The following is a 16,531-nucleotide window of genomic DNA, read 5'->3' on the forward strand; positions in this document are numbered from 1 at the left end:
GCGTCAGCGGTCCCAGGTGTCGGGCGCCAATCGGGACCGCTAGCGCGGTCCTTTCGCGGGCAAGCCACGCTCCTACGGGGCATCCAAGATACGAGTCATGCGCGATACGAGTCATGCACGATACGGGGCATCCGTAATCCGTCAAAGAGCGGAAGGACGATCCACCTCGCCGTGCCAATGCCGAAACAACGGCTCGGCCAGAAACAGCACGAACAACAGGCGCATCATCTGTAACGCCGTCACCAGCGGCACCGACAGCTGCAGCGTCTCCGCGGTCAGACTCATCTCGGCGATGCCGCCAGGCATCATGCCCAGGGTCAGCGAACGCAGGTCCAGACTGGTCGCGGCGCTCAGCGCCAGGGCGGCGATGGCGGCGATCAGCATGGTCAGCACGGTGGCCGCCAGGGTCCGGGCAAGAAACGACGGCGCGCGCCGGAAGAACGCGCGATTGAAGTGACAGCCCAGGCCGCTGCCGATCAACCACTGGCCGATCTGGCTGGCGCCATCCGGCAGGCCCAGGTGCAGGTTCCAGCCGATACTGGCCACCCCCGCCACCAGCAACGGCCCGAACAGCCACGGATTGGGCTGCTGCAGGCGCTGCCAACCCCAGGCCACCAGCGCGCCGAGGGGAAACACCACGGCCAGCCAGGCCCAGTCCACGCTGCCGGCATGTACCAGCGGCAGGCCATCGCCGAGCAGGTACTTGAACGCCGCCGGCACGCACAGCACCACCACCAGCACCCGCAGGCTCTGCCCGGCGGCGACACGGCCGAGGTTGGCGCCGTTGCGCGCGCCAAGGTTGACCATCTCCCCGGAACCGCCGGGCATGCTGGAGAAGAACGCGGTGGCGCGGTCTTCGCCAGTGCGCCGCAGCAGCCAGACCCCGACCACGCTGGACAGGCTGGTGATCAACGCGCCGAAGAAGATCAGGCCGAAGTGACTGGCGACCTGCTCGGCCACCTGCGGGGTGAAGTGCAGGCCGATGCCGATGCCGACGATCCATTGCCCGCACTTGCGTCCGTTGGGGATTTCGGCGAGCTGCCACGGGGTCAGGCAGCGCACCAGGATGATCGCCAGCAGCGACCCGACCATGAACGGCAGCGGCCAGCCGATGGCGCTGGCCGCGAACCCGCCGGCCAGGCCGACCAGCGGGGTTGCCCACCATTGCCTGAACGACGACTCAGACATTGGCCAGGGCGCGGCGCTGCTGCACGCGCCGACGCCAGATGCGCAGCAGCGGCAGGGCCAGCATCAGCGCAGTGAGGACCCACACCGCCAGGCTGATCGGGCTCGACCAGAGGATCTGCAGTTCGCCATTGGAGATCGACAGCGCGCGGCGCAGGTTCTGTTCCATCAGGCCGCCGAGGATGAAGCCCAGCAGGATCGGCGACAGCGGGAAGTCCAGCTTGCGCAGGATGTAGCCCATGATGCCGATGCCGACCATGAGGAACAGGTCGAAGGTGGTGGCGTGCACCGCGTAGACGCCGATCGCGGTGATGATCGCGATCACCGGCACCAGCGCCCAGTTCGGCACGGCGAGGATGCGGGTGAAGAGGCGGATCATCGGGATGTTGAGGATCACCAGCATGATGTTGGCGATGAACAGCGAGGCGATCAGGCCCCAGACGATGTCCGGTTGCTGTTCGAACAGCAGCGGGCCGGGGGTGATGTTGTACAGGGTCAGCGCGCCGATCATCACCGCGGTGGTGCCGGAGCCGGGGACGCCGAGGGTCAGCATCGGCACCAGGGCGCCGCAGCAGGAGGCACCGATGGCGGTTTCCGGGGCGGCCAGGCCGCGGGCGTCGCCCTTGCCGAACTTGCCGTTGGCCCCGGCGATGCGTTTCTCGGTCATGTAGGCCACGGCGCTGGCCAGGGTCGCGCCGGCGCCGGGCAGCACACCCATGACGAAGCCGAGCAGGCCGCAGCGCAGGTTGACGATGAACACCGAGGCCGCTTCCTTGACGTTGAACAGCATGCGCCCGGTGGCTTTCACCGCCTCGTGGCCGTGGTGGGTCTTCTCCAGCAACAGGAGGATCTCGCTGATGGAGAACAGGCCCAGGACCAGCACGACGAACTGGATGCCGTCGGCCAGGTGCACGCTGTCACCGGTGAAGCGGTACACGCCGCTGTTGGCGTCGATGCCGACGCTGGACAGGAACAGGCCGATCAGCGCGGCGATGAAGGTCTTCAGCGGGCGATCGCCGGCCATGCCGCCGAGACAGACGATGGCGAAGACCATCAGCACGAAGTACTCCGCCGGTCCGAAGGCGATCGCCCATTTCGCCAGGAGCGGCGCGAACAGGACCATGCCGCAGGTGGCGATGAAGGCGCCGATGAACGAACTCCACGCTGACAGCGACAGCGCCACCCCGGCCAGGCCCTGGCGGGCCATGGGGTAGCCGTCGAGGGTGGTCATCACGGTGGAGGCTTCGCCGGGGATGTTGAGCAGGATCGAGCTGATCCGCCCGCCGTATTCGCAGCCCAGGTAGACCGCGGCCAGCAGGATCAGCGCCGACTCCGGCGGCAGGCCGAGGGCGAAGGCGATGGGGATCAGCAGGGCCACGCCGTTGATCGGGCCCAGGCCCGGGAGCAGGCCGACCACGGTGCCGATCAGGGTGCCGCTGAGGGCGGTGACCAGGTTGTACGGGCTGAGGGCCACGCCGAAGCCCTGGCCCAGATAACTCAAGGTATCCATGTCAATTCTCCAGAACGTCGAGCAGGCCGAGGGGCAGCGGTACATCCATCACGCGGTCGAAGAGCACGTACAGGGCGATGCTCATGAAACCGACGATGACCACGCTGTGCAGCCAGCGGCCGCCGTACAGGCGGGCCATCGGTACACCGACGAGGATGCTGGCGACGATGAAGCCGAGGGCTTCGAAGGTGGCGGCGAAGACCATCAGCAGGCCGACGCAGAGGCCGATCTTGTTCAGGGTTTCCCGGTCCAGTTCCGGCTCGTCCTCGCCGCGCACGATGGGTGTCGGGCGAAAAGCCAGGTAGGCCAGGGCCAGGCCCATCAGGCCGAGCATCAGCAGGGGGTAGGCGCGCGGGCCCACCGGTTCGTAGGAAAACGCGGCCTGGTAGGGCCAGGCCATCACGGCCAGGGCGGCGCAGACCGCCAGCAGGGCCAGGGCGAAGATACGTTGCAGGATCATCAGAGAGTCCTCTGTGGGGCAGGGGACTGCCTTGCAGTCCTTCGCGGGCAAGCCACGCTCCTACGGCGGAACACATCACTTGCGTAGGAGCTGGCTTGCCTGCGAATGGACCGCAACGCGGTCCCGGAGACTGGGCTTACTGGATCAACCCGAATTCCCGAGCCAGTGCCTTGTAGTCGGCGACCTGTTTCTTGACGTAGGTGTCCAGCTCGTCCCCGGTCATGGCGAAGGGGAACAGCTCGCGCTGGTCACGCAGCTTGGCGAACTCCTCGGACGCCAGCAGCTTGTCGAACGAGGCCTTCCACCACTGGTAGTCCTCGTCGCTGACCTTCGGCCCGACATAGAAGCCGCGCACCACCGGCCAGACGATGTCGTAGCCCTGCTCCTTGGCGGTCGGGATGTCCTTCATCTCCGGCTCGTCCAGGCGCTTGTCGGCGAACACCGCGAGCAGGCGCATGTCGCCGCTCTGGATATGCGGCATGGAGTCGGAAATGTCGGTACTGCCGACCTGGATGTGCCCGCCGAGCAGCGCGGTGGCGATTTCGCCGCCGCCTTCCAGGGCGACGTAACGCAGGTCGCGCGGGTCGATCCCGGCGGCCTTGGCGATCAGCGCGGTCTGCATCCAGTCCTGGCTGCCGACGGTGCCGCCGGAACCGATCACCACCTTGCTCGGATCCTTCTTCAAGGCCGCGACCAGGTCGTCGAGGGTCTTGTAGGGCGAGTCCTTCTTCACCGCGATGGCACCGTAGCTGGTGCCCACCGCCGCCAGCCAGCGCACGGCGTTTTCGTCGAAGCGGCCGAACTTGCCCTGGGCCAGGTTCAGCAGCGAACCGCTGGACCAGGCCACCAGGGTCCCGGCGTCGCCCGGACGCTGGGCGACCACGGCGTTGTAGGCCACCGCGCCGACACCGCCGGGCATGTAGGTGACGCGCATCGGCTTGGTCAGGATCTTCTCGTTGACCAGGGCGCTCTGCACCAGCTTGCAGGTCAGGTCGAAGCCACCGCCCGGCGAGGCCGGGGCGATGCATTCAGGGCGTTTCGGTTCGCCGGCCAGCACCTGGCCGGCGAGCAACAGGCAACCGGTGGCGAGGGCGATTCGGCGCAGTGAAAAGGTCATCGTCAGTCTCCGTAGCTTTAGTTGTTATAGGCGGATTACCACAGGGCCACGCTGTAGCTCACCAGCACCCGCACCTCGTCCGCGTCGCGGGCGAAGTTCGAGCGGTAGGTCGCGTTGCGCAGGCGGACGGCGACGTTCTTCAGCGCGCCGCTCTGCACCACGTACTTGAGCTCGGTGTTGCGTTCCCATTCCTTGCCTTCGCTGCCGTTCGCCAGGCTGACGTTGTCCCCGTTGACATAGCGGGTCATGAAGCTCAGCCCTGGAACGCCAAGTTTGGCGAAGTCGTAGTCGTAACGCACTTGCCAGGAGCGCTCGTCGGCCCCGGCGAAGTCGTTGATCTGGACGAAGTTGACCAGGTACGGGTCGGCGCCATCCACGTAGGGGAAGGCGCTGTCGCCGGACATGCTCTGGTAGGCGGCGCTGAACTTGTGGCCGTTGAGGCCGTAGCTGAGCATGCCGTTGAGCGAGGTGTTGTCGATCTGGCCGCCGCGGGCCTGGCCCTGGTCGTCGCTGAGCGCCAGGCGCAGGTCGGCGCCGAAGGTGCCCGGGCCGAACGGCTGGGTCGCCACCAGGCCTGCGAAATGCTGGCGGTAGACGTCGTCGAGCTGGGCGAAGTGATAGCTGCCGGTGATGCGGTCGGTGAACTTGTAGTCGACGCCGGCGAGGTCGAAGTGGTTGCCGGCCACGGTGCCGAGGAAGCGACCGTTCTTGTTGTTCAGTGCGATGTCTTCCTTGTTGCTGTCATCGCGATCCTTGGCCTTTTCCAGGCGCCCGCCGGTGAAGGTCAGGTTCTTCAGTTCCTTCGAGGTCAGCAGGCCGCCTTCGAAGGTCTGCGGCAGGATGCGCCCGTCGTTGGGCTTGAGGGTCGGCAGTTCCGGGATCAGGGTGCCGATCTTCAGCTCGGTGGCGGAGATCTTCACCTTGCCGGTCAGGCCGAGCTTGGAATATTCGTCGGCGGCGCGGCCGTCGTCGTGGGTCGGTAGCAGGCCGGTGCCAGTACGGTCGGGGCTGGAGTCGAGCTTGACCCCGAGCATGCCCAGGGCATCGACGCCGAAACCGACGGTACCTTCGGTGTAGCCGGATTGCAGGTTGAGCATGAAGCCCTGGGCCCACTCGTCGCGCTTGGATTGCTGCGCGCTGGTGCCGTCGCGGAAATCGCGGTTGAAGTACATGTTGCGGGTTTCGAAGGTGGCGGAACTGTCCTTGATGAAGTCCGCCTGGCTCAGCGGCGCGACGCTGCAGAGGGCGATGGCGCTGGCGATCTTGTGGCGCGAGAAAGGACGACGGATAGGCGCGAACGCCCGCGGCTGTGCTGACAGCATCGTGGAATGACCCCGTTTATTGTTCTTATCGGTACGAACACTGCGGTTCGTTCATTCGGCTCCCGGAGAGGGCCGTGAAGCGATGCTAGGGGCTCAACCTTTCGCTAACCTTTCAATCGACTTTCATTCTTGCGGCGGCTTCACAGGACCTGCTTCCTCTGTAAACTCCGCGCCACTGAACGCGATGCGACCGGGAGAAACCGATGCGAGTGCTGCTCGTCGAAGACCATCTGCAGTTGGCCGAAAGCGTGGCCCAGGCCCTGAAAAGCCAGGGCCTGACCGTCGATGTACTGCACGACGGGGTGGCCGCCGACCTGGCCCTGGCCAGCGAGGACTACGCGGCGGCGGTGCTCGACGTGGGCCTGCCGCGGATGGACGGTTTCGAGGTGCTGGCGCGCCTGCGCGCCCGCGGCAAGACCCTGCCGGTGCTGATGCTGACCGCGCGCAGCGACGTCAAGGACCGGGTCCACGGCCTCAACCTCGGCGCCGACGACTACCTGGCCAAGCCGTTCGAGCTGACCGAGCTGGAAGCGCGGGTCAAGGCCTTGCTGCGGCGCAGCGTGCTCGGCGGCGAACGCCAGCAGCGCTGCGGGCCGCTGGTCTACGACCTCGACACCCGGCGCTTCACCCTCAACGACGAGCTGCTGACCCTGACTTCCCGCGAGCAGGCCGTGCTGGAGGCGCTGATCGCCCGTCCCGGGCGGGTGATGAGCAAGGAACAGCTGGCCTCGCAGGTGTTCGGCCTGGACGAGGAAGCCAGCCCCGACGCCATCGAGATCTACGTCCACCGCCTGCGCAAGAAGCTCGATGGGCATGCCGTGGCCATCGTCACCTTCCGCGGCCTCGGCTACCTGCTGGAACACCGCGATGCGTAACGCTGGCAGCCTGCGCGGGCGCCTGCTGGGGAACCTCGCGCTGCTGCTGGTGGTGCTGATGATCGCCAGCGGCCTGAGTGCCTACTGGAACGGTCGCGAGGCCGCCGACACCGCCTACGACCGCACCCTGCTGGCGTCGGCGCGGACCATCGCCGCCGGCCTCTCGCAGCGCGACGGCACGCTCAGCGCCGATGTGCCCTACGTGGCCCTGGACACCTTCGCCTACGACAGCGCCGGGCGTATCTACTACCAGGTCAACGACATCCACCAGAAGCTGATCTCCGGCTACGAGAACATTCCCGCGCCGCCGCCGGGAACCCCGCGCACCGACGACTACCCGGCGCTGGCGCGCTTCTACGATGCCCGTTACCTGGGCCAGGACGTGCGCGTGGTCAGCCTGCTCAAGGCGGTCAGCGAACCGAACATGAACGGCATGGCCGAGATCCGGGTCGCCGAGACCGAGGAGGCGCGGGTGCGCATGGCCCGCAGCCTGATGGCCGATACCTTGCTGCGCCTGGGTATGCTGGCGCTGGGCGCGTTGCTGCTGGTGTGGTTCGCCGTGAGTGCGGCGCTGCGTCCGCTGGAGCGTCTGCGCAGCGCGGTGGAAGAGCGCCAGCCGGATGACCTGCGGCCGTTGCCGACGGTGGAAGTGCAGCAGGAACTGGGGCCGCTGGTGGGCGCGCTGAACCACTTCACCGAGCGCCTGCGCGAGCAATTCGAGCGTCAGGCGCAGTTCATCGCCGATGCCGCGCACGAACTGCGCACGCCACTGGCGGCGCTGAAGGCACGGGTCGAACTGGGCCTGCGGGCGAAGCAGCCGGAAGTCTGGCACGACACCCTGCAAGCCACGGCGCAGAGCACCGACAAGCTGACGCACCTGGCCAACCAGCTGCTGTCCATGGCCCGGGTGGAGAATGGCGCGCGGGCGATCGCCGAGGGCGGCGCCGAACTGCTCGACCTGAGTCAGCTGACCCGCGAACTGGCCATGGCCATGGCGCCCCTGGCCCATGCCCGCGGCATCGCCCTGGCCCTGGAGGCCGAGGCACCGGTGTGGGTGCGCGGCGAGCCGACCTTGCTCAACGAACTGCTCAGCAACCTGGTGGACAACGCGCTGGCTCATACGCCCAAGGGCGGCAACGTGATCCTGCGGGTCAGCGCACCGTGCGAGCTGGAGGTGGAGGACGATGGCCCGGGCATTCCGCCGGAGGAGCGCGACAAGGTGTTCGAGCGTTTCTATCGGCGCAGCGTGCAGGGCACCGGGCTGGGGCTGGCGATCGTCGGCGAGATCTGCCGCGCGCACCTGGCGGCGATCAGCCTGCATGATGGCGAGAAGGGTGGGTTGAAGGTGCGGGTGAGTTTCAACCCCGCAGCCTGATGCGCATGCCCCCGTAGGAGCGCGGGCAAGCCGCGCTCCTACGGGGTGGTGGCGGGCTTTCTACCTGAACATCCGCTGCGCATCCAGCAGATCATCGTCGGACAGCAAGCCGCCCGCCGGCACCGCCAGGTGGCGCAGCGCCGGTAATTCCCGCAACGGCCGCCCGGCGCTCTCGCTCAGGGCGCGGGCGATCTGCACGATGTCCACGTAGTCGATCCGCGCCGAACGCCGTTCCAGGTTCTGCACTTCTCCCGGCAGGTTCGCCAGTTGCTCGGGAAACTCCCAGACACTGAGGATCTTGTCGCCCAGCTCCGGATGGATCTGCTCGATCACATGGTTCAGGCAGACCGGGTCGGAGAGCAGTTCGTTGTGCTCCTCTGCATAGGTCAGGATCGGCAGCACCCCGATCTGGTGGACCAGCCCGGCGAGGGCCGCCTGGTCCGGCTTGAGGTCGGTATAGCGCGAACTCAGTTCATAGCTGATGCCGGCGATTTCCAGGCTTTTCGCCCAGATTTCCCGCATCTTCTGTTCCACCGCTTCCGAGCGGGCATGGAAGATCTGCTCGATCACCAGGCCGATCGCCAGGTTGCAGCTGTAGTTCACCCCGAGGCGGGTGATCGCGGTCTGCAGGTCGGTGACCTCGGTGATCGCCCGCAGCAACGGGCTGTTGACCACCTTGATCAGGCGCGCGGCCAGGGCGGCGTCGCGGCCGATGACCTTGCTCAGGGTGGCGACGCTGATCTCGGTGTCTTCCGCGGCCTCGCGGATGCTCATGGCGACCTCGGGCAGGGTCGGCAGGACCAGGTCGTCATTGTCGATGGCGCGCAGCAACTGCGTTTGCACCATCCTGGCCAGCGTGTTCATGGTGTTTCTCTCCCGCGTTCAGGGATGGCCCCGCCGGTACATGGCGGGGCAGGGCGGGCTCAGCGCTGGATCTCGCGGTCGCGGTCCAGTTCGTAGGGCAGGTCCAGCAGGCCCAGGCGCGGGCCTTCGAGGCTGCCCAGGTGCAGGTTGCCGTCTTCCACCGAATCGGCGGTGAGCACCGCGAGCAGTTCGCCGCGGGCGGCCAGGACCACTTCGCCCACCGACGACGCATGGGTCGGCGAGAAGATCTCGCTGCCTGGCGCCGGCATTGGCCCTTCGCTCAAGGCCAGGCGGTACAGGCGGCGCTTGAGTTTGCCCAGGTACTGCATGCGCGCGACGATTTCCTGGCCGGTATAGCAGCCTTTCTTGAAGCTCACGCCACCGACCGCCTGCAGGTTGATCATCTGCGGGATGAACAGCTCGCGGGTCTGCGCCATGACCTGGCCGATACCGGCGCGGATCTGCCCCAGCAGCCAGTCGTCCAGCTCGCCTTGCGCCAGGCTGGCGGCGAGCTGCGTGCGCACGGCGTCGGCGCGTTCGGCGGGGACCCAGAGTTCGACACGCCGCGGCGACACGTTGATGGCGATCAGGCCGTCATGGCGCACGGTAGCACCGGCGTCGCCAGGGACTTCGAGGCCCAGGGCGGCGAGGGCGGCTTCGCCCTGGTCGAGGCCGAAGCGGACCCAGGCGGCGCTCTCGTCGGTCAGCTTGGCCTTGGAGAACACCGCGTACTTCTTCAGGTCGGCCAGTTGGGGCTCGAGCAGTTCGCGGGTCATGGCCAGGAGGAAACCGTCGCCCTCCGGCAGGATGCGGAAGCTCGACTGCATCCGGCCCTTCTGCATGCAGCGCGAGCCGAGGCTGGAGGTGTGTTCGTTGAGATAACCGATATGGCAGGTCAGCTGACCTTGCAGGAACTTGCCGGCGTCGGAACCGCGGACGGCGAGGATGCCTTCATGGGACAGGGTGCAGAAAAAAGCGGAATCGGCCATGGTTCATCGCAGGTAATCAAGACTGGCGGCCATCATAGAGTGCCATCGGCAAAATAGGTAGCAGCCTCACCACCCACTCGACCAACGCCGTGTGCCCATCGCGGGTTCCGTCTGTATACTGGCCGCCTATTCGAGGAGGGCCCCATGGTCGAACAAACTGAACTCAACCGCCTGTTCTGGCACAGCCGCCGCGGCATGCTGGAACTGGACGTACTGCTGGTACCTTTCACCCAGGAGGTCTACCCGACCCTGAACGAGACGGATCGCGAGCTGTACGTACGTCTGTTGAGCTGTGAAGACCAGGACATGTTCGGCTGGTTCATGGAGCGCACCGAATCGGAAGACCCGGAGCTGCAGCGCATGGTTCGCATCATCCTGGACCGTGTCCAGCCCAAGTGATCGCTTCGAATGCCGCTGGCGGGGCTCGAAGCACCTGCTGGCGGTTTACCTCGCCTGCCTGACTCTCGCCTGCGCGGCCTCGCTGCTGCTGGCGCTGCCCGTGTTTCTCTCCGGCATCGGCCTCGCCCTGTGCCTGGCCCATGCCGCCTGGGTCATCCCCCGGCACATCCTGCTGACCCATCCCGAGGCCATTACCGGCCTGCGTCGCGATGCCCAGGGCTGGTACCTGTGGAGCATTGCCCGCGGATGGCATCAGGTGCAACTGCGCCCCGACAGCATGGCGCTGCCGGGGTTGGTGATCCTGCGTTTTCGGCGGTCCGGGCAGTTTTTCGCCCGTAGCCAGTGCATCGGCCATGACGCGCTGGAACCGGTGCAGCACCGGCGCCTGCGCGTGCGCCTGAAGTTCAGTCGGCGAAGGTGGACGGCTGCAGGATAGTGTCCAGCGCCTCAGGCAGCAGCCCCGGGTAGTCGAGGGTGTAGTGCAGGCCGCGGGATTCCTTGCGCTGCATGGCCGAGAGAATCATCAGTTCGGCGACCTGGGCCAGGTTGCGCAGCTCGATCAGGTCGCGGCTGACCTTGTAGTTGCTGTAGAACTCGTCGATCTCGTCGAGCAGCAGGCGCACGCGATGCTGGGCGCGCTGCAGGCGCTTGCTGGTACGCACGATGCCCACGTAGTCCCACATGAATCGCCGCAGTTCGTCCCAGTTGTGCGCGATGATCACATCCTCGTCCGAATCGGTGACCTGGCTCGCGTCCCAGCAGGGCAGGGCTTGCGGCATGTCCACCTGGTCCAGCTGGGCGACGATGTCGGCGGCGGCGGAGCGGCCATAGACGAAACACTCCAGCAGCGAGTTGCTGGCCATGCGGTTGGCGCCGTGCAGGCCGGTGAAACTGGTCTCGCCGATGGCATACAGGCTGGGCACGTCGGTGCGGCCATCCTGGTCGATCATGACCCCGCCGCAGGTGTAGTGGGCCGCCGGGACCACCGGGATGGCCTGGCGGGTGATGTCGATGCCGAAGGTCAGGCAGCGCTCGTAGACGGTGGGGAAGTGGTTCTTGATGAAATCCGCCGGCTTGTGGCTGATGTCCAGGTACACGCAGTCGACGCCCAGGCGCTTCATTTCATGGTCGATGGCTCGCGCCACGATATCCCGCGGCGCCAGTTCGGCACGCGGGTCGAAGCGTTCCATGAAGCGCTCGCCGTTGGGCAGCTTGAGCAACCCACCCTCGCCACGCAGGGCTTCGGTGATGAGGAAGCTCTTGGCCTGCGGGTGATACAGGCAGGTCGGGTGGAACTGGTTGAATTCCAGGTTGGCGACCCGGCAACCGGCGCGCCAGGCCATGGCGATGCCGTCGCCGCAGGCGCCGTCGGGGTTGCTGGTATAGAGGTAGACCTTGGCCGCGCCGCCGGTGGCCAGCACGGTGAAGCGCGCGCCGTAGGTATCCACTTCGCCGCTGGCGCGGTTGAGCACGTAGGCGCCCAGGCAGCGCTCGCCGGCAAGGCCCAGGCGACGTTCGGTGATCAGGTCCACCGCCACGCGCTGTTCCAGCAACTCGATGTTCGGCCGCTGGCGGGCCTGGTCGAGCAGGGTCTTGAAGATCGCCGCGCCGGTGGCGTCGGCGGCGTGGATGATGCGCCGGTGGCTGTGACCGCCCTCGCGGGTCAGGTGGAACTCGAAGCCGCCGTCGTCGACGCTGGCGTGTTCGTCGCGGGTGAACGGCACGCCCTGGTCGATCAGCCACTGGATGGCCTCGCGGCTGTGTTCTACGGTGAAACGCACGGCGTCCTCGTGGCACAGGCCGCCGCCGGCGTTGAGGGTGTCTTCGACGTGGGACTGCACGGTGTCGGCGTCGTCCAGTACCGCGGCGACCCCGCCTTGCGCCCAGAATGTCGAGCCGTTGGCCAGGTCGCCCTTGCTCAGGACGGCGATGCGCAGGTGCGAAGGCAGGTTCAGGGCCAGGCTCAGGCCCGCGGCACCGCTGCCGATCACGAGGACGTCATGTTGGAATTGTTGGCTCATGTCTTGGATTTTCCGCGCGGGGCGACCACGTAGGACACTGGAATAAGGACAGTGGACTCGGCACAATGGTCAAGCGTTTATGGCATTGTGAAACTATCGTGAATCTGGGTGGGCTGCCTTTATAGCAGTCTCGATGCCCTGATTTCCATGTCATACACGGTTCTGCCTGCCGCGTGTGGGAACTTTCCGGGAATCGTGCGTATCCATAGGGGGTTGCCTATGAGTCAGCAGCCGTGATGACAGGAGGCAACGGCCGGTTTGAGCGGTTGCCCATGTATAGAAGACTGATTTATCGACGCAGCCGGTCAGGACCGTGCTGCGTTTTCGTGCGAGTCGTTCAAGGGCCGCAGGAAACTTGTCTGGAGGGGGAGAACTTTTGCAAAAAGCCCGAGTCTATGGTTGCAAGCCTGAACGATGGCAGATGCGAGACTCCTCCAGGTTCACCGAGGAGTGTTCATGCTAACCCAGGAAGAGGATCAGCAGCTTGTCGAGCGCGTGCAGCGCGGCGACAGGCGAGCGTTCGATCTGTTGGTGCTGAAGTATCAGCACAAGATTCTCGGGTTGATCGTGCGATTCGTGCACGACACCCATGAGGCCCAGGATGTGGCGCAGGAAGCGTTCATCAAGGCCTACCGTGCACTTGGCAATTTTCGTGGTGACAGCGCCTTCTACACCTGGCTGTACCGCATTGCGATCAACACGGCGAAAAACTATCTGGTGTCCCGCGGTCGGCGGCCACCGGACAGCGATGTAAGTTCCGAGGATGCAGAGTTTTACGACGGCGATCATGGCCTCAAGGATCTCGAATCCCCCGAACGCTCGCTGTTGCGCGATGAGATCGAAGGCACCGTCCATCGAACCATTCAGCAACTGCCAGAAGATTTGCGTACGGCGTTAACTTTACGTGAATTCGATGGTCTGAGTTACGAGGACATTGCCAGCGTCATGCAGTGTCCGGTGGGTACCGTGCGCTCTCGAATCTTCCGCGCTCGGGAGGCCATAGACAAAGCCCTGCAGCCGTTGTTGCAGGAAACCTGAGACAGCGGCGACAGCCAAGAGAGGAACCGTCATGAGTCGTGAAGCTTTGCAGGAATCGCTGTCCGCGGTGATGGATAACGAAGCGGACGAACTGGAGTTGCGTCGGGTATTGAATGCCGTCGACGACCCCGAAACCCGTGCCACCTGGTCGCGCTATCAGGTTGCCCGTGCAGCGATGCACAAGGAACTGCTGATGCCCAAGCTGGACATCGCCTCGGCAGTCTCCGCCGCGCTGGCCGACGAGGCCACGCCGGTCAAGGTCGCTCGCGGCCCATGGCGCAGCGTAGGCCGCCTGGCGGTTGCCGCGTCGGTCACCCTGGCGGTGCTGGCGGGTGTGCGCCTGTACAACCAGGACGAGATCACCGGTGCGCAACTGGCGGCGCAGCAACCGACCCAGCAGGGCCTGGTCGCACCGCAAGTTCAGGGCCCGGCGGTTCTGGCAGGCTATAGTGAAAGTTCCGAGCAGGCCCCTGGCCCGATGGCCAATGGCGTGCTGCAAGGTCAGAGCGGCTGGCAGGACCAGCGTCTGCCGGGCTACCTGCGCCAACATGCCCAGGAAGCTGCCGTGAAAGGTACTGAAAGCGCGCTGCCCTATGCCCGCGCGGCCAGCCTGGAAAACCGCTAGGACCCAGAACACCTGAAGGAGGATCATGCGCGCGCTACCTCTCATACCGCTCTTGCTCAGCGGCTTCATGACCTTGCCGGCCCACGCCGCCAATTCGTCGACCGATGCCGCCGACTGGCTCAATCGTCTGGCCAGGTCCGAGCAGGAGCAGAGTTACCAGGGCACTTTCGTCTACGAACGCAATGGCAGTTTTTCCACTCACGATATCTGGCATCGAGTCCAGGACGGCAAGGTCAGCGAGCGTTTGTTGCAGCTCGATGGCCCGGCTCAGGAAGTCGTGCGCGTGGATGGCCACACCCAGTGCGTGAGTGGGGCCCTGGTGTCGGGAGTCGGCAATGCGACGCAGTCGTCGGCACGTGTGCTCGATCCTCTGAAGTTGATGAGCTGGTACGACCTGGCTGTCGCAGGGCAGTCCAGGGTAGCCGGGCGTGATGTGGTAATCGTCACCTTGCGCCCCCGTGACCAGCACCGCTATGCCTTCGAACTGCACCTGGACCGGGAAACCGCGCTGCCGCTGAAATCCCTGTTGATCAACGACAAGGAACAGCTGCTGGAGCGCTTCCAGTTCACCCGCCTGGATACCCGCAACATCCCCGAGGACAGTCAGCTCAAGCCCAGCAGCAATTGCCGACCTGTGGCCCAGGTCAGCGCACAGGCCGCCGAGGCCGTGGCCGGCTGGCGTTCGGAATGGTTGCCGCCGGGTTTCGAACTGGTCACCAGCAATGTGCGCAAGGATGCCGACGGCAAGCACAACGTCAGCAGCCTGATGTATGACGACGGCCTCGCGCGTTTCTCGGTGTTCCTCGAGGCGCTGGATGGCGGTGGCGGTCTCGACACCCGCACCCAGCTGGGGCCGACGGTCGCGGTGTCGCGGCAACTGACCACGCCCAAGGGTGAAGTGATGGTGACGGTGGTCGGCGAGATTCCCATCGGTACCGCCGAGCGCGTGGCCCTGTCGATGCGCCCGCAGGACGCTCAGGCCAGCCAGTGACGACCGGTGTTGCAGGGTACAAGGACGACAAAGGATGAAAGGCATGTCCCAGAGCCGCTGACATGATTGGTAAGCCTTCAAGTTTGCAAAACCATCCAGAATTTTCTATAGGTCAGGCCCTCGCGGGTCTGGCCTTTCCTGCTGTTGCAGCCTCAAGAAATGCCGATGTTCCAGGCCTGGTCGCAGCCTTCGGGTTGCCGCCGGGCCTTTTTCATTGGCAGGTCCCTACCGCTTAACCACGCTCGTTGTGACGGGAGCCGTATGTCGATACCACGCTTGAAATCCTATCTATCGCTGTTCGCCGCCGTGCTCATGCTCGGTCAGATGGCGACCGCGCAAGCCGAAGCCCTGCCGGACTTCACCACCCTGGTCGAGCAGGCCTCGCCGGCGGTGGTGAACATCAGCACCAAGCAGAAGCTGCCGGATCGCAAGTACGCCCAGGGGCAGATGCCCGACCTGGAAGGCTTGCCGCCGATGTTCCGCGAATTCTTCGAGCGCAGCCTGCCGCAGCAGCCTCGCTCGCCCCGTGGCGACCGCCAGCGCGAAGCACAGTCGCTGGGCTCGGGCTTCATCATTTCCGATGACGGCTATGTCCTGACCAACAACCACGTGATCGCCGACGCCGACGAGATCATCGTCCGCCTTTCCGACCGCAGCGAGCTGCAGGCCAAGCTGGTGGGCACCGACCCGCGTACCGACGTGGCCCTGCTCAAGGTCGAGGGCAAGAACCTGCCGACCGTGAAACTGGGCGATTCGGCGAAGCTGAAGGTCGGTGAGTGGGTACTGGCCATCGGTTCGCCGTTCGGCTTCGACCATTCGGTGACCAAGGGCATCGTCAGCGCCAAGGGCCGTACCCTGCCCAACGACACCTACGTGCCGTTCATCCAGACCGACGTGGCGATCAACCCGGGCAACTCGGGTGGCCCGCTGTTCAACATGAACGGTGAAGTGGTCGGCATCAACTCGCAGATCTTCACCCGCTCCGGCGGCTTCATGGGCCTGTCGTTCGCCATCCCGATCGACGTGGCGCTGGACGTTTCCAACCAGCTGAAGAAAGACGGCAAGGTCAGCCGCGGCTGGCTCGGCGTGGTGATCCAGGAGGTCAACAAGGACCTGGCCGAATCCTTCGGCCTGGACAAGCCGGCCGGTGCCCTGGTGGCCCAGGTCCTGGAAGACGGCCCGGCGGCCAAGGGCGGCCTGCAGGTGGGCGACGTGATCCTCAGCCTGAACGGCCAGCCGATCATCATGTCGGCCGACCTGCCGCACCTGGTCGGCGGTCTCAAGGACGGCGCCAAGGCCAAGCTGGAAATCATCCGCAACGGCAAGCGCCAGAACCTCGACGTGACCATCGGCGCGCTGCCGGACGAAGACCAGGAAGTCACCACCAGCCCGAGCGGCTCGGTCGAGCGCAGCAGCAACCGCCTTGGCGTGACCGTCTCGGACCTGACCGCCGAGCAGAAGAAGTCCCTCGAACTGCAGGGCGGCGTGGTCATCAAGGACGTCCAGGAGGGGCCGGCGGCGCTGATCGGCCTGCGTCCGGGTGATGTCATCAGCCACCTGAACAACCAGGCGATCACCTCGGCCAAGGAGTTCACCGAGATTGCCAAGGAATTGCCGAAGAACCGTTCGGTGTCCATGCGCGTGCTGCGTCAGGGCCGCGCCAGCTTCATCACCTTCAAGCTCGCCGAATAACCCCCGGCAAGCCGCGAAAAAGGGCAGCCTCGGCTGCCCTTTTTCGTGGGCGCGGCAAGCCCTTGAAT

Annotated in this window: 16 protein-coding genes; 8 read left to right on the top strand and 8 right to left on the bottom strand. The window is 65.6% G+C overall.

Going from position 1 to position 16,531, the window contains the following annotated elements; translation table 11 throughout:
* Positions 1–141 precede the first annotated feature (141 nt).
* The 5 genes from RTI28_RS05530 to RTI28_RS05550 all read right to left on the bottom strand — a co-directional run bounded on the left by RTI28_RS05530 (position 142) and on the right by RTI28_RS05550 (position 5,594).
* Complete coding sequence (locus tag RTI28_RS05530) at positions 142–1,188, bottom strand: AbrB family transcriptional regulator (RefSeq protein ID WP_316919500.1); 1,047 nt, start codon at positions 1,186–1,188, stop codon at positions 142–144.
* Positions 1,181–2,695, bottom strand: coding sequence for a tripartite tricarboxylate transporter permease (locus RTI28_RS05535; RefSeq protein WP_316919501.1), 1,515 nt, complete (start codon positions 2,693–2,695; stop codon positions 1,181–1,183). Before RTI28_RS05535 ends, RTI28_RS05530 begins: the two co-directional genes overlap by 8 nt.
* A 1-nt stretch (position 2,696) precedes the next feature.
* Positions 2,697–3,155, bottom strand: a complete 459-nt coding sequence (locus tag RTI28_RS05540; RefSeq protein WP_316919502.1) for a tripartite tricarboxylate transporter TctB family protein — start codon at positions 3,153–3,155, stop codon at positions 2,697–2,699.
* A gap of 136 nt (positions 3,156–3,291) precedes the next feature.
* Positions 3,292–4,272, bottom strand: a complete 981-nt coding sequence (locus RTI28_RS05545; RefSeq protein WP_316919503.1) for a tripartite tricarboxylate transporter substrate binding protein — start codon at positions 4,270–4,272, stop codon at positions 3,292–3,294.
* Positions 4,273–4,307: 35 nt separating this feature from the next.
* Positions 4,308–5,594: an OprD family porin gene (locus RTI28_RS05550; RefSeq protein WP_316919504.1), complete on the bottom strand. Its 1,287-nt coding sequence runs from the start codon at positions 5,592–5,594 to the stop codon at positions 4,308–4,310.
* Positions 5,595–5,797: 203 nt separating this feature from the next.
* On the opposite strand from RTI28_RS05550, the gene RTI28_RS05555 reads away from it, so the two are divergent.
* On the top strand, positions 5,798–6,469 hold the full coding sequence (locus RTI28_RS05555; protein ID WP_316919505.1) for a response regulator: 672 nt from the start codon (positions 5,798–5,800) through the stop codon (positions 6,467–6,469).
* The gene (locus RTI28_RS05560) at positions 6,462–7,844 is read left to right on the top strand and encodes a sensor histidine kinase (RefSeq protein ID WP_316919506.1); all 1,383 of its coding nucleotides are present in this window, start codon (positions 6,462–6,464) and stop codon (positions 7,842–7,844) included. The genes RTI28_RS05555 and RTI28_RS05560 overlap by 8 nt, the downstream gene beginning before the upstream one ends.
* 60 nt (positions 7,845–7,904) lie before the next feature.
* Here RTI28_RS05560 and RTI28_RS05565 read toward each other — a convergent pair whose 3' ends face one another.
* Together RTI28_RS05565 and RTI28_RS05570 are read right to left on the bottom strand one after the other, a co-directional pair.
* Complete coding sequence (locus RTI28_RS05565) at positions 7,905–8,708, bottom strand: HDOD domain-containing protein (protein WP_316919507.1); 804 nt, start codon at positions 8,706–8,708, stop codon at positions 7,905–7,907.
* A gap of 59 nt (positions 8,709–8,767) precedes the next feature.
* A complete protein-coding gene (locus tag RTI28_RS05570; protein ID WP_316919508.1) occupies positions 8,768–9,697 on the bottom strand; it encodes a folate-binding protein YgfZ in 930 nt (309 codons plus the stop codon).
* A gap of 144 nt (positions 9,698–9,841) precedes the next feature.
* Between RTI28_RS05570 and RTI28_RS05575 the strand changes: the two genes are divergently transcribed.
* Both RTI28_RS05575 and RTI28_RS05580 read left to right on the top strand, forming a co-directional pair.
* Entirely contained in the window at positions 9,842–10,096 is a 255-nt protein-coding gene (locus RTI28_RS05575; protein ID WP_003252043.1) for a succinate dehydrogenase assembly factor 2, read from the top strand.
* A complete protein-coding gene (locus RTI28_RS05580; RefSeq protein ID WP_316919509.1) occupies positions 10,080–10,532 on the top strand; it encodes a protein YgfX in 453 nt (150 codons plus the stop codon). Before RTI28_RS05575 ends, RTI28_RS05580 begins: the two co-directional genes overlap by 17 nt.
* Here the strand turns inward: RTI28_RS05580 and nadB are convergent.
* Positions 10,501–12,117 carry an L-aspartate oxidase gene (gene nadB, locus RTI28_RS05585; RefSeq protein ID WP_316919510.1) on the bottom strand — a complete coding sequence of 539 codons (1,617 nt, stop codon included), beginning with the start codon at positions 12,115–12,117 and terminating at the stop codon, positions 10,501–10,503. The genes RTI28_RS05580 and nadB overlap by 32 nt on opposite strands.
* 456 nt (positions 12,118–12,573) lie before the next feature.
* Here nadB and rpoE point away from each other — a divergent pair, with 456 nt between their 5' ends.
* The 4 genes from rpoE (at position 12,574) to RTI28_RS05605 (ending at position 16,463) form a co-directional block, all read left to right on the top strand.
* Entirely contained in the window at positions 12,574–13,155 is a 582-nt protein-coding gene (rpoE, locus tag RTI28_RS05590; protein WP_003252049.1) for an RNA polymerase sigma factor RpoE, read from the top strand.
* A 31-nt stretch (positions 13,156–13,186) separates the two neighbouring features.
* Positions 13,187–13,780 carry a sigma-E factor negative regulatory protein gene (locus RTI28_RS05595; protein WP_316919511.1) on the top strand — a complete coding sequence of 198 codons (594 nt, stop codon included), beginning with the start codon at positions 13,187–13,189 and terminating at the stop codon, positions 13,778–13,780.
* Positions 13,781–13,805: 25 nt separating this feature from the next.
* Positions 13,806–14,771 (top strand): MucB/RseB C-terminal domain-containing protein, encoded by a 966-nt coding sequence (locus RTI28_RS05600; RefSeq protein ID WP_316919512.1) that lies wholly within the window; start codon positions 13,806–13,808, stop codon positions 14,769–14,771.
* A 312-nt stretch (positions 14,772–15,083) separates the two neighbouring features.
* Entirely contained in the window at positions 15,084–16,463 is a 1,380-nt protein-coding gene (locus RTI28_RS05605) for a DegQ family serine endoprotease (protein WP_316919617.1), read from the top strand.
* The last annotated feature ends 68 nt before the right edge of the window (positions 16,464–16,531 follow it).

It is taken from the genome of Pseudomonas sp. zfem002, from assembly GCF_032621685.1.
Classification (GTDB): Bacteria; Pseudomonadota; Gammaproteobacteria; order Pseudomonadales; family Pseudomonadaceae; genus Aquipseudomonas; species Aquipseudomonas japonica.